Consider the following 13,453-nt stretch of genomic DNA (forward strand, 5'->3'; position numbering starts at 1 on the left):
AAGCGCTAGGGATTACTGATCGGGCGCAAAGCGCCCGAAACGCCCGCGCTTGAACAGCAGCCCGTCACTCTCGACGGGCTGTATCGCCGCTGAAGTGATCTGACCTAGAATGATGGAATGGTCACCAGCGGGATGTACGGCGTAAGTATCGCAATGGAATGTCGCAAGACAGCCGTGCAAAGTCGGTGCGCCATTGGGGCCAACGTCCCAAGGGTAGGGGCTAAAATCATGACCTTGCGTGGCAAAGTGATTGGCCAGTTCTATTTGCTCTGCACTAAGGACATGGATGCAAAATGCTGCAGTCTGCGCAAAAGCGTCGTGGCGTTTTGAGCTACAAGCGGCTGACCACAGCACCAGTGGCGGGTCCAGCGAGACAGAGGAAAAGGAATTTGCTGTCATGCCGATGGGGCCTGCATCGGTTTGCGCAGTGATCAATGCGACACCCGTGCCAAATTGTCCCAGCGCGCGGCGCAGGTCGGTGGTACGGGCGGGATCGGGCACAAAGCTTTGCATATCGGTCTTCATAAGGCAGCGGTGCCACGAGGTGCGCCATTTGTCCAGTGTGGCCTTGGAAAGACGCCCGATTGAACGTTACTCTTACGGTAATGGAACCTGATTAACACAATTGTTTAGCAAAGTTGCAATCTTGAATGCAGCACATGTTGCCATAGGTCTGGCCCCAACGGATGCGAAAACGGCGTTGGACGCCGTGCTACTGCGGCAAGAAGGTGGGCACTCCGTGTAAGCCGAGTGCCCACCCAATGGTTAATCGCCGCGCATCAAAGGTTCATGCGGTTTTCAATCAGATCATCTACAACAGAGGGATCAGCCAGCGTTGAAGTATCGCCAAGCGTCGCGTGATCGTTTTCGGCGATCTTGCGCAGGATGCGGCGCATGATCTTGCCCGAGCGTGTTTTGGGCAAGCCGGGTGCCCATTGGATCAGGTCGGGGGAAGCAATAGGGCCGATCTCGTTGCGGACCCAATTGCGCAACTCTGTGCGCAATTCATCGCTGGGCTCTTCACCGCCCATCAAGGTGACGTAGCAATAGATGCCTTGGCCTTTGACGGCGTGCGGGTATCCGACAACTGCTGCTTCGGCAACCTTTGCGTGGGCCACCAATGCGGATTCCACTTCGGCGGTCCCCATGCGGTGCCCCGATACGTTGATCACATCGTCGACGCGGCCTGTGATCCAGTAATCGCCGTCCTCGTCACGTTTGCAACCGTCACCTGTGAAATAATAGCCAGGGTAATCGGAGAAATAGGTTTTCTCAAAACGCTTGTGATCGCCCCAAACCGTGCGCATCTGGCCGGGCCAGCTGTTGGCGATGCACAACACGCCTTCGGCTGGATTGCCTTCAATAATTTCGGCGGTGGTGGGTTCTAGGATAACGGGTTTGATGCCAAAGAAGGGTTTCATCGCCGATCCCGGTTTTGTGGCATGGGCGCCGGGCAGGGGAGTCATCAGGTGGCCACCTGTTTCGGTCTGCCACCACGTGTCCACAATCGGGCAACGGCCCTCACCGACGACTTCGTTATACCAGTTCCACGCCTCAGGGTTGATGGGTTCACCGACAGTACCAAGAATGCGCAGGCTGCTTAGATCGGCCTGTTTTACGAAATCCTTGCCCAACCCCATCAGCGCACGAATTGCGGTCGGGGCGGTGTAGAATTGGGTAACGCTGTGCTTTTCGCAAATTTGCCAAAAACGGCTGGCGTCGGGATAGGTCGGTACGCCTTCAAACATCACAGTTGTCGCGCCGTTCGCCAGCGGACCATAGATGATATAGCTGTGGCCAGTGACCCAACCCACATCGGCGGTACACCAAAAGATGTCCCCGTCTTTATAGTCAAAGGTAATTTCATGCGTCATCGCGGCATAAACCAGATAGCCACCTGTTGTGTGTACCACGCCTTTGGGTTGTCCAGTTGAGCCAGAAGTATAGAGAACAAACAGCGGGTCTTCGGCGTTCATCGCCTCGGGTTCGCAGGTAGCAGCGGCTTCTTTTGCCAATGCGTTATAGTCATAGTCGCGTCCGGCGACCCATGAAGTTTGGCCGCCTGTGCGTTTCACCACAAGGCATTTGACGTTGTCGTTACAGTGCAGCAACGCTTGATCCGCGTTTGTCTTGAGTGTGGTAGAGCGGCCGCCGCGTGGGGCGTGATCTGCGGTGATCACAACCTTCGCGTCACAGCCATTCACCCGTGCAGCCAACGCATCGGGAGAGAAACCTGCAAAGACAATCGAATGGATTGCCCCGATGCGCGCGCAGGCCAGCATCGCATAGGCGGCCTCGGGGATCATGGGCATATAGATGATGACACGGTCGCCACGGGCCACGCCCATATCCTTGAGGATATTCGCCATGCGGCAGGTGTGCGCGTGCAGGTCTTTATAGGTGATGTGCTGGGCGGCTTCATCGGGGCTGTCTGGCTCCCAGATGATGGCCGTTTGATCGCCGCGTGTCTCTAGGTGGCGGTCGATGCAATTTGCGGCAACGTTCAATTCACCATCCGCATACCAATTAATTTTAACGGACCCGAGGGTGAAATCCACATTCTGCACTTGGGTAAAAGGCTTGATCCAGTCGACACGGCTCGCCTGAGCTTTCCAGAAGCTGTCAGGGTCGTTCACGGATGTTGCGTACATTGCTTCATATTTGGCTGCATCCACATGGGTGTTTGCCGCAATATTGATGGACGGGGGGTATGTTTTTGCAGGCTGTGACATGGGTTTCAATCCTCCTAAGGGTGGCTTGCGTCTTTTGGTGCGCAATATTTGCCGTCGTTCATGCGCAGCTTAGGGAGGCGGAGGCGGTATGTGAACAATGAAGGAGAGGATTGGAGGGGGTTTGTGTAAATAAATTTCCAAAATTCGGTAGTTTTGGGGAAATTATGCGGTTTGACAGGAGGTTATCGGGGTTGTCGAAGCATAAGAAGGCACGGATCACCCTGCCGCAGGGGCCTGAAGGCTCTATCGATGTCGTAAAGTTAAGAGCACTGAGTCTCGACGATACTACGGAAACGGCTGATGCATCGCCTTCAGGTTCGCAGGTATTAAGTGGCGTGTAGGGAGTCTTCGATGGTCGCCTTATCGGCGATATCGCCATTTGTCGTGCGAATGTTGCTGTCGAGGAAATGGCTGAAAATCTGCAACGCTTCGACGTTGTCGCAGACAACTTTGAACACCACCAAAAACGGTACGGCGATCAACGCGCCTGCGATGCCCCACAGCCATCCCCACAATACCACCGTCAAAAAGACCGCAACCGTGTTGATTTCCAACCGTTTGCCCACCAGCCAAGGTGTCACAAACTGCCCCTCGATTGAGGTGAGCGTCATATATCCCAACGGCACCAACATCGCATAGCCGACCGTATCAAAGGTGATCAACGCATAAGCCGCAGCAATCGCCGCGCCAATAACGCCGCCGATATAGGGCAGGAAATTCAACACAAACGCTGCGATTCCAAAGATATGTGCACCGGGCAGACCCATGAGCCAAAGCAGCAACCAGACACAAAGGCCAAGTCCCGCATTGATTACAGTGATTGTGAGCAAATAGCGCGACACACGTTTTTCAACGTCATAAACAGCCGATAATGCACGTTTCTTTCCGGTGAATGTCTGAAACGACTGCACCAGTTTGATGTAAAACATATTGCCAGAGGCCAATAAAAACATCGCCAGCACCAGCGAGACAACCAACGTGCCGCCCAGTTTCATGCCTGCGGTCATTGCGCTGTCTAGGAAGCCAGGTTGTTTGACAATCACTTCTTGCGTGCCACCCGCTGGTTCGCTGATTTTTTCCACTTCCTCGGTGGCGCGGCGTACGGTTTCGACAGTTTCGGCCATGCCATTTAGCTTGGCTTTGATCTGGATGCCCATTTGCGGCAATTCGTCTGACCACAAAGCAACAGTGCCTGCGGATGCTCCAATAAGCGATAGGATGGCTATGGCGGCCGTGCCTACCAGCACCACAGCAGATATTCCGCTGGGAATGCCGGCACGCCCGAATGTACGCATCAACGGGCTGAGCGTCAGGGCAAGGAGAAAGCCCATCAGGATCGGCAACACTAAATCTTTGGCGAAATAGGCGGTGACAAATATCGCAATCACGCAGAGCAATTGCAATGATCTGCGGATTGAAGTGATGTCTTCCAAAATAGTGCCCCTTGATGCGCTCATTACAGGTGAACGCGCCAGCAGCGTGTTTGGTTCAAATTTTGGCCTGTAGAATTTTAAGGTGTGTGATGTGGTTGCGAGGGGCTGTGCCGCAATCGCCGCTTGACCATCAGGCGGCTGACGGGCCAGATTGCGCCACTGTTTTTACCCCAACCGAAAGCCCACAATGTTCCGTTTTATCCATACGTCAGACCTGCATCTTGGTAAGCCTTTTGGCCGTCACGGCGAAGATGTGCGCGGGCGCTTGCGGCAAGCGCGCCATGGTGCGCTCAACCGTTTGGCACAGGCGGCACGGGCGCAGGGGGCTGGTGTGGTCTTGTTGGCGGGGGATACGTTTGATCAACAAACACCCGCGCCTGCGATCACCCGTCAGGCGCTGAATGCGATGGCACAGGAACACGACATCAGATGGGTTTTGATGCCCGGCAACCACGACAGCCTTGCAGCAACCGAATTATGGCAAACGATTGAGCGGGACAAACCGGACAATGTAATCACAGCGCTGACAAATGCGCCACTTGATCTGGGCGGGGCTTATGTGTTGCCCGCGCCTTGCACTACGCGCAATCCGGGACGTGATTTGACCCAAGAGATGGCGCAGCCCACGCCGCAAGGCGCGTTGCGCATCGGGTTGGGGCATGGCGGTATTCATGATTTTGCGAGCCTCGGATCGGTGGCGGCAGACGGGCCCAGCGGTACCATTGCACCCGACCGCGCCACACAGGCGGGGTTGGATTATCTGGGGTTGGGGGATTGGCATGGCCAGATCAAAGTGACGGCCAACACATGGTATTCTGGCACGCCAGAACCAGACAGCTTTAAGCATGCTCATGGCGGCACTGCTTTGGCTGTATCGATTGCTGGGGCAGGGGCGCAGCCCGAGGTGACAATTGTTCCGACAGGCGAGATCGCATGGCAGCGCATCGCATTGGAATTGACCCCGCTGGATGACTGTAACGCGGCCCTGTCCGAGGCATTGCCGGCACTAGCGACGAGGCGCGATACGTTGCTACAGGTCACCGCACAAGGGCGGTTGGGGGTGCAGCAAATGCAGCATCTGCGCAGAGCGCTGGTGCAGGTAGGGCCGGATTTCCTCAGCCTCAGCCAAGATTTGGACGCGGTTTTGTTGGCCCATGATGCCACTGATCTGGAAGCCATCGACCCGTCCGGAGGTGCGCTGCGCCATGCGGCTGATGCGCTGTCCGCCAAAGCCCAAGACGGCGACCTGTCTGCTGCCGACCGCCGCGTTGCAGCGACGGCCTTGGCGCAGTTGTTTTCCTTTGTCGCGGGAGAAGACGCATGAAGCTGCGCAGTCTCACTCTTAGCAACGTACGCAAATTCGCAGGCCAAACCGCCACGATCAGCAATATCGGCGATGGCGTCAGCGTGGTGTCCGAAGCGAATGAATTTGGTAAATCCACGTTTTTTGACGCGCTTCATGCGCTGTTCTTTTTGAAATACGGGGCTGCCACGCGTGAAGTGAAATCACTGCAACCGCGCGCTGGCGGGGCGGTACGTGTGGCGGCACAGATTGAGCTGCCGACAGGGGTGTTCACATTAGAAAAGTCGTTTCTGGCGCAAAAACGCGCATCGGTTAAGGATTCGAGCGGTAATCTGATTGCCCTTGATGACGAAGCAGAACGTTGGATCGCTGACCTGATGGGAAACGGTATAGAGGGGCCAGCAGGGTTGCTCTGGGTGCGGCAAGGCATCACCGCGTTAGAGCCTGCGGGCAATACAGGTGCGGATAAAACCGAAAAAGAGCGCTTGTTGGGGGCGCGCCGTGACTTATTGTCATCGGTTGCGGGCGAGATTGACATGGTCACTGGTGGCCGCCGCATGGACCGTGTGATCGAAGCCGCAGGGCAGGCGCTGGGGCGTTTAGCCACGGCCACGGGGCAACCCAAAGCAAACGGTCCTTGGAAAGACGCACAGCTAGAGGCGCATGCTCATGCGGTGCGACACGAAGAATTAGATCAGCTTTGCCGCAGTTTGACAGATGCCCTGACCCAGCGCCGCGAGGTTGCGGCCCGTCTTGAGGTGCTGCAAGCGCCGGGCGCGGCCGAGGCTTTGACGGATGATCTGGAAAAGGCCCAAGCAGTTCATTCCGCCGCCAAGGCCCATGCGGACAAGTTGGCGCAGATGCGTGATCAAGCTGCCTTGCGGCAGTTGGAATTGGACAGTGTAAAAGGGCGATTGGACAGTCTGATTGCGGCGGCGCTGGGATATGAAGCTGCAAAAGACGGATTGGATCAGGCCACAGCGGCGCATGTCGATGCCAGCGAAAAGGCCCAAGATGCAGACACACAGACGGATACTGCGCAAGCGGCACTTACACAGGCGGCAAGCGCGTTGACACGTGCGGCGGCGGCTAAAGAGGCGGTGCAGCAAGACGCTTTGCGCACACATGCGCAGGAAAAATACGACCAGTTGCGCGGACTGATGGCACAGGTCGCTGGAAAGCGCAGCCAGCTGGAACAGGCAAACGCGCTGCTGGCCACGCAATCTGTTACAGCCCAAGCGTTGAGCCGCATTGAGACAGCGCAGGCGAATATGGTGCGTGCGAAGGCCGAGATTGCTTCGGGGGCTGTGCAACTGCAGCTTTCTTATGAGGGCACGCAAAAGATCACTGTTGGCGGAGCCGCACTAGAGGCGGGCACACATGCGCTGGTACAGCGGCAAGTGATGGAGCTGCCCGGCATTGGGCGCATGACATTAGATCCGGGAAATGCGACGGCGGATATGGCCGCGGTCACTGCGGCACAAACAGAGTTCACAGCGGGGCTTAAGGTTGTTGGTGTGGCCGATCTGGATGCAGCCCGCCAAGCCGCCGCCAAGCGCAGTGAGACAACTGCTGAAATCGCGTTGTTGAAAAATGTATTGGAAACTCTGGCTCCGCAAGGTGTTGAGCACGTGCAAGCTGCCGAAGCACAAGCGCTTGCGCAGTTGGAAAGCCTGAAGGTATCTGCGGCAGAAGAGCCCGTTGATCCTGTTGCTGTCGCACAGCAAATGGAGGCGGCACAAGCGGCACAGGCCGAGGCGCAAATGCACTATGACCGCAGCCGCGACAGGCGCGATGCGGCCCGTGCTGCGCTGGCCCGTGCGGCGGCTCTGCGCGATGCGGCACAGGCGGCGTATCAAACCGCCGTTGCCGCATATGGTGCACCCGAAACCTTTAGTGAGCGAAAATCAGAGGCGGCCCGTGCATGTTCTGTTGCTGAAGTAGCGGCACAAGATGCGAGAACCGCTGTGGAAACGTTACAAGCCCAAGCGCCTGATCTGGCCATGGCGCAGGCGGATCTGGCACGGGCAACCTCGGCGCTTGATAACGCCCGCGAAGAACGCACACGGCTGGCCACGCGCATTGCTGATCTGGGGGCAACCATCCGCGCCCGCGCCGAAGACGGTGTAGAGGAAAAGCGGGATGAGGTTGCAGGCCTGTTGCAGGCAGCGCAGGAACGCGAAGCGCGGTTTGCCCATGAGGCCGCTGGGCTGATGCTTTTGGTTGATACCTTGCGGACCAAACGGGGCGCTGCACAAGAGGCATATTTTGGCCCTGTTCAACAAGAACTTGCGCCTTTGTTGGCCCTGCTACACGCAGATGCCGCGTTGAGCTTTGATCCTGCTTCCATGTTGCCACAGGGGTTGGTGCGCGGGGGCGCGGACGAAGCTGTCGAGATGCTCAGCGGCGGGACACAGGAGCAAATCGCGATCCTGACCCGCCTTGCTTTTGCACGCTTGTTTGCGCGGCAGGGCAAACCGATGCCGATTATTCTGGACGATGCGCTGGTCTATTCTGACGACAGCCGCATCATCGCGATGTTCACCGCCTTGCACCGTGTGGCGGCTGACCAGCAAGTGATTGTGTTCTCATGCCGTCAGATGGCTTTTGCGGGGCTGGGGGGGACACGGCCCACTGTGGAGATCGCGCAGGATCGGTAAACTGCCTGTATTTTAATCGCCTATGTCCTGAATGGTTGGTTTTTGTGCGAAAAGTCGGTGCCGCCCCTTTTGTCTGACGGGGAACTGGGGCAAGTAGCCTCCAATGAGGCTGAAATTTTTGCCACTGGCATAGCGCGTCAAACTGCAACAACCCGAGATGATCCATGATATGCAGGTGAAAGCGCCTTTCCGCGATGCTACAAAACCGATCACTGTTTACAGCCTGATCCGATAACTCAAAGGAAACCAGATGAAATATCTGCCTTACCTCACCACTGTTGCTGTGGCTGGCCCTGCGCTGGCCCATGAAGGTGTGCAGGTCGTGCCGCAAGGCGGGAAACGTCATGTTTTCGGGTTCAGCAACAAGGTGATGGGGCCGCTGGCGCTCTGCGCGGCACTGATGTTTGCGCCATTTTTTGGCGGTGCGGCACAGGCGCAAAGCGCTGCAGAGTGTATTGAGCCACAGCAGCAACAGCTGATGAATGCTTGCGCCCAGAAAGACTATGAAGTTGCAGATGCCGCACTGAATTCGGCGTGGAAATCTGCCAAATCCTTTGCCGATGCGATTGGAGAAGGTGATGCACTGCTGGATGCTCAGCGGGCATGGCTCAGCTACCGTGATGCGGCATGTGAGGTCCATGCCAGCCCGTTTGAGGGCGGTTCGCTACAGCCTTTGATCCGCACCACTTGCCTGAGCGAACTTACAGCGGAGCGCACGCGCATGCTGCTTGAATTTAATGCTTACTGAGCCAATCCGTAGAGCCAGTACAATCATACAAAGAGCACCCCAATGAAAACGCCTGATCCTTTTGGTTATTTTAACAATGCCGTCCAGATGGCCCATATCATGGTCGAGGCTCAGTCGGTGATTGGGATGCGCATGATGGGCATGGCGGGGCTCTGGTCTGTGCCCAAGGGGGAGGATGAAACCATGGTGGCCGAGAAGCTTCAGGCCATGACACGCGCCAGCGCGGACGCAACGGCCTTGATGTTGCGCGGCGGTACACCTGATCAGATTACCGCCGCAGCCTTAAAACCTTATCGCCAGAAAACCCGCGCCAATGCCAAACGCCTTGGTAAACGCGGCCTCAAAACAAGCTAACCTAAATGCTGGTCAAATCGCACTTGTGCAATATACTTATATGTATGGGCCACCCACGGGGGGCCGCATCCGCCTTGGTGATATGGGGCTGACCATTCGGGCGTCTACAAAACGGACTTGGGACAGGCGGATGGGCTCGCGGCATCGCGGGCTTGGCCAAGCAAGCGATTGCGGTGAAAAGCGCGCGCACTAATGGCCCATTTTCGACTTGTGATTTCGCGGAAATGTGGCCCGTTGAGCAACGCTATTTTCTGTTCTAAAGCCACTCCGACTCTAACGAATGAGACCCTGATATGCCCGACCACCTGACCCGAACAACCCGCCTTGCAGGTACATGGAAGACCGCTGTTGCCAGTTGTGAACTGGCGTATGATGCGCGTTTCATCTGGCGCGAGGTGATAACAACCCGTGAGGGGCAAAGTGTGCTGGTTGATCTGCCCAAGGCGACTTCCCTCAATCACGGGGATGCGCTTGAGGCGGCTGACGGTCAATTGATCGAGATCATAGCCGCGGATGAAGACCTGTTGCAGATCGCAGGCGATAATCTTGTGCAATTGGCGTGGCACATGGGTAACCGCCATACAGCCTGTCAGATTGAAGCGGATTACCTGCTGATCCAGAGTGATCCGGTGATTAAGCACATGTTGGAGCATCTAGGGGCGACTGTGACTGTGGTGCGTCGGCAGTTTACGCCTGAAGGCGGGGCATTTGGCCGTACTTGCAATCACGTACACGGCGAAATCCCCCGTAAGCATGATCACGCACATTGATCGGGGATGTGGCGGGGGAGGCATCTGGGCTGAGCCAAGGGACAGCTGCACCAGCTTAGCTTGCGCTGTTCGGATATCAGCGCATAGTCATGGATGGATTTGGCGCTAAATCTGGGGTAGACGGGCGGTAGACCCATTGATGGTGCTGCGGTTCATACGCTGCGCCACGCCCTAGTGAGCAAACAAGGAACCACGATATGACAAATGTGTTGGATCAACTGCGCACCATGACAACAGTTGTCGCCGATACTGGCGAAGTTGCTGCGGTGAAAACCTATCAGCCGGTGGATTGCACCACCAACCCCTCCTTGGTTCTCAAGGCGCTGACTGATCCCGCCTCTGAGGCGTTGGTCGTGAAAGAGATCGAGGCAGGCAAAGCCGCTGGCCTGAACGCGGAACAAGTGACCGAAGTCTTGACTGTGGCCATGGGCGCAGAACTGGCCGCGCTGGTACCGGGACGTGTCTCTACCGAAGTAGACGCCTGCCTGTCGTTTGACACAAAGGCATCCGTTGCCCGCGCCCGCGCCATCGTGGCGGAATACGACAAGCGCGGCGTCGGCAAAGACAAAATCCTGATCAAACTCGCCTCCACTTGGGAAGGCATCCGCGCTGCGGAAATCCTGCAAAACGAGGGGATTGATTGTAACCTGACGCTGCTGTTTTCTATGGCCCAAGCAGTGGCTTGCGCAGATGCAAAATCATTCCTGATCTCGCCTTTTGTGGGCCGTATCACGGATTGGTACAAAAAGGCCGAAGGCCGTGACCACTATGCGCCAGATGAAGATCCGGGTGTGAAATCTGTCCGTGCGATCTATGACTATTACAAATCCAACGGCATCAAGACCGTTGTCATGGGCGCGTCCTTCCGCAGCAGTGACCAGATCAAGGCGCTGGCGGGTTGTGACAACCTGACAATCGCGCCAAGCCTGTTGGATGAAATGGGCAATGATCCTAGCGAATTGAAGCGTGTTCTGTCGCCTGAAAACGCCGGCGGCGTTGCGGCGATTTCGATGGATGAAGCCAAGTTCCGTTGGGAAATGAATGCCGATGCGATGGCGACTGAGAAACTGGCCGAAGGCATTCGCAACTTTGATGCTGATCACCAGAAACTGATCAAGGTGATCGCAGCACGCATGTAATGCGCTGATCAAGTGTACTAATCTGATATGCCGTTCCGGAAACCTCCGGAACGGCATTTTTTATGCTATTGCGACGCTTAGAACGTCGTCGCGATGCTGACCTTAAAGTTGCGGCCGGGGGCTGCGCGTGTGGACAGGCGTGGCGTGTATTCTTTGTCGAATGCATTTTCGATCCCGAACCGGATTTGCGAATTGCGCAACACACCTTGGGACGGCTTGTAGGTTGCCCGCAGGTTATGCACGACAGAACCCGCCACAACTGCATCTGTGCCCTCATACCGTTTGCTGCCCTGCATTTCCCAGCTCAGGTCCAGCTCTTCGCCGAACTTTTTGCCCAAGGTCAGTTGCAACGTATCAGCAGGCGCTCCGCGCCAATCATCCAATGTGTTCTCAGAGCCGTATTCTTCAGCGCGCACGATGTTTGCGTTCAAATCCACATAAAGCCCACTGTCCATTGCATAGGAGGCCTCCAGTTCCAGACCTTTGGTCTCAATCTTGTCGATCGAGGTTGAGCTTCTTGCAGAGTAGGATGTTACGTCCCAAAGGGCGGTTTGATAGAGGTTGGCCTTGACTGAGAAGCTATCACCTGATGAGAAAACATCGCTTGCGGCATAAGACGCGCCAAATTCAAAGGTGCGGGATTTCTCGGATTGGGACATGTAGATGTCATTGTTCAGGTCATCAATGATCGGCAGGTTTTCAGTATAGGCGGCACTCCCGAACACGGCGAAGCCGTTGTTAAAGGCATAGCGTAAAGACAGCCCACCCATCAGCGCGTCATTGCTGTAGTTGCCATCATAAGGCGCGGTTGACCCATCAATTTGCGAGTGCTCATAGCGCAGGGCAGGGGTGACAGTCCAAGAACCGATGTCCATTGTGTCTATTGCATACAGCGCCACGCGTTTGTCTGTGCCCCCATAAGCGGAATTAGCATTCAGGCGTTTTTTGTTGATCAGTTCAAAACCTGTGCGCAATTCATGGTTGATCAGGCCAGTATCAAACAGCGCGGTGTTTTTCGCTGTCAACTTGGTCGTTTCATAGCGGTGATCGGCATTCACAGTGCCAAAGCCACCCGCAGGGAAACCATCCTGAAACCGGCATGGGTTGCTAGGATCGTCACAGGTTGAAGTACCTGCAATATATTCCTGCGTGATTTCCTGATCAGCGTAAGACAGGGTGACGTTCAGATCAATAAGGTCATTGGCGGGGTTATAGGCATAAACCAGTGCAGCCGTGCGTGAATTCACGGTGCGGTCCACATTGCCAAACATCCCGCCGCTGGTCACAAACGTATCATAAGGCACATCGGATTCGTCTGTGTTGCTGACGGTATAGGACAGCGCAATGGATTGGTCGCGGTTTTGTCCAAACGTATAGCGGCCTTTGACCAGATAGGAGGGCAGGGTGAACGCGCTGTTGCCGATCTCCGTGCCGTTGCCGCTTTGCTGTAAATCCTGATCACGCCATGTGTAGTTCAACATCGCCTCAAAATCGTCGGATACCTTCCAAGCAAGGTTGGTGGAGCTAGTGATGCCGCCACCGTTGCTGGAGAATTCCAGCGTTTGTGTGCCAACAAAGCCGATTTCCCCATTGGTGAAGTCTGACGCGTCCTTTGTCTCAAGTTTGACCACACCACCGATAATGCCTGAGCCGTATTCAAAGCTGCCTACAGTGCCGCGAATAACTTCGGCGGACTTATACAAAAAGGGATCGGTGAACAATTGCGTGCCAAGGCGGTAGATTTCTTCTGCGCCAACAGATGCCCCGTCAACAACCACAGCTACCTTTTGGTCTGTGCCGTAGGTAGAGTTTGCGCCATAGCCACGGATGTTGATCCCTGACCCTTGCGGGGTAGACCCGTTTACAAGGCTGACACCCGGTACGGTGTCAATCAGCTCGGCGATGGTGCCCGGTTGGCGGTCATCAATTTCGTCTTGGTCAATCAGCGTGACAGCCGTGGCAGTGTTGGTTTGCACCTCACGTTTGCTTTCGCCCAAGGTGATCTGCCCCAGATCAACGCCCGCCTCTTGGGCGGATGCGGCGGCAGTCAGCCCCAGTATTACAGTGCAGGCAGTAGTCATGCGCAATGCTGCGCGCCGTGATGGATAAGACATTTGATTCCCTTGTAAGCAGGTCTATCGACGGTGCTTGCTCGGGGCTGGCGTGTCGTTGAATTGGAAAAATTGTGATGATGTTTCGATCACCCTATTGCAGGTCATAGTAAAGCCGACTAAATCTGTCAAGAATGATGCGCATCGCCGTATCCGAGCCAGCCGTTCCGCGTGCCAGCCAGTGTTTTGCCTGATCGAAGCCA

Annotated in this window: 10 protein-coding genes; 6 read left to right on the forward strand and 4 right to left on the reverse strand. The window is 55.9% G+C overall.

Features of this window, described 5'->3' with window-relative positions; all coding sequences use genetic code 11:
• Positions 1–12 precede the first annotated feature (12 nt).
• From GGR95_RS13680 to GGR95_RS13690, 3 genes are all read right to left on the reverse strand, one after another.
• Positions 13–525 carry a flavin reductase family protein gene (locus GGR95_RS13680; RefSeq protein WP_184566781.1) on the reverse strand — a complete coding sequence of 171 codons (513 nt, stop codon included), beginning with the start codon at positions 523–525 and terminating at the stop codon, positions 13–15.
• Between the two features lie 254 nt (positions 526–779).
• Positions 780–2,732, reverse strand: coding sequence for an acetate--CoA ligase (gene acs, locus GGR95_RS13685; protein WP_184566783.1), 1,953 nt, complete (start codon positions 2,730–2,732; stop codon positions 780–782).
• A 326-nt stretch (positions 2,733–3,058) separates the two neighbouring features.
• Positions 3,059–4,189, reverse strand: coding sequence for an AI-2E family transporter (locus GGR95_RS13690; RefSeq protein ID WP_184566785.1), 1,131 nt, complete (start codon positions 4,187–4,189; stop codon positions 3,059–3,061).
• 163 nt (positions 4,190–4,352) lie between these two features.
• Between GGR95_RS13690 and GGR95_RS13695 the strand changes: the two genes are divergently transcribed.
• From GGR95_RS13695 to tal, 6 genes are all read left to right on the forward strand, one after another.
• Positions 4,353–5,489 carry a metallophosphoesterase family protein gene (locus tag GGR95_RS13695; RefSeq protein ID WP_184566787.1) on the forward strand — a complete coding sequence of 379 codons (1,137 nt, stop codon included), beginning with the start codon at positions 4,353–4,355 and terminating at the stop codon, positions 5,487–5,489.
• On the forward strand, positions 5,486–8,128 hold the full coding sequence (locus tag GGR95_RS13700) for an AAA family ATPase (RefSeq protein WP_184566789.1): 2,643 nt from the start codon (positions 5,486–5,488) through the stop codon (positions 8,126–8,128). Before GGR95_RS13695 ends, GGR95_RS13700 begins: the two co-directional genes overlap by 4 nt.
• A 250-nt stretch (positions 8,129–8,378) precedes the next feature.
• Positions 8,379–8,876, forward strand: coding sequence for a lysozyme inhibitor LprI family protein (locus GGR95_RS13705; protein ID WP_246423381.1), 498 nt, complete (start codon positions 8,379–8,381; stop codon positions 8,874–8,876).
• A 42-nt stretch (positions 8,877–8,918) separates the two neighbouring features.
• A complete protein-coding gene (locus tag GGR95_RS13710; protein WP_184566791.1) occupies positions 8,919–9,230 on the forward strand; it encodes an antifreeze protein in 312 nt (103 codons plus the stop codon).
• A gap of 293 nt (positions 9,231–9,523) precedes the next feature.
• Positions 9,524–10,000, forward strand: coding sequence for an urease accessory protein UreE (locus GGR95_RS13715; protein WP_184566792.1), 477 nt, complete (start codon positions 9,524–9,526; stop codon positions 9,998–10,000).
• A 197-nt stretch (positions 10,001–10,197) separates the two neighbouring features.
• The gene (tal, locus tag GGR95_RS13720) at positions 10,198–11,139 is read left to right on the forward strand and encodes a transaldolase (RefSeq protein WP_184566794.1); all 942 of its coding nucleotides are present in this window, start codon (positions 10,198–10,200) and stop codon (positions 11,137–11,139) included.
• Positions 11,140–11,216: 77 nt separating this feature from the next.
• Here tal and GGR95_RS13725 read toward each other — a convergent pair whose 3' ends face one another.
• Positions 11,217–13,253: a TonB-dependent receptor domain-containing protein gene (locus GGR95_RS13725; RefSeq protein ID WP_246423382.1), complete on the reverse strand. Its 2,037-nt coding sequence runs from the start codon at positions 13,251–13,253 to the stop codon at positions 11,217–11,219.
• Positions 13,254–13,453: the final 200 nt, after the last annotated feature.

Origin of the sequence: Sulfitobacter undariae, from assembly GCF_014196805.1 — a bacterium.
GTDB lineage: Bacteria > Pseudomonadota > Alphaproteobacteria > Rhodobacterales > Rhodobacteraceae > Sulfitobacter > Sulfitobacter undariae.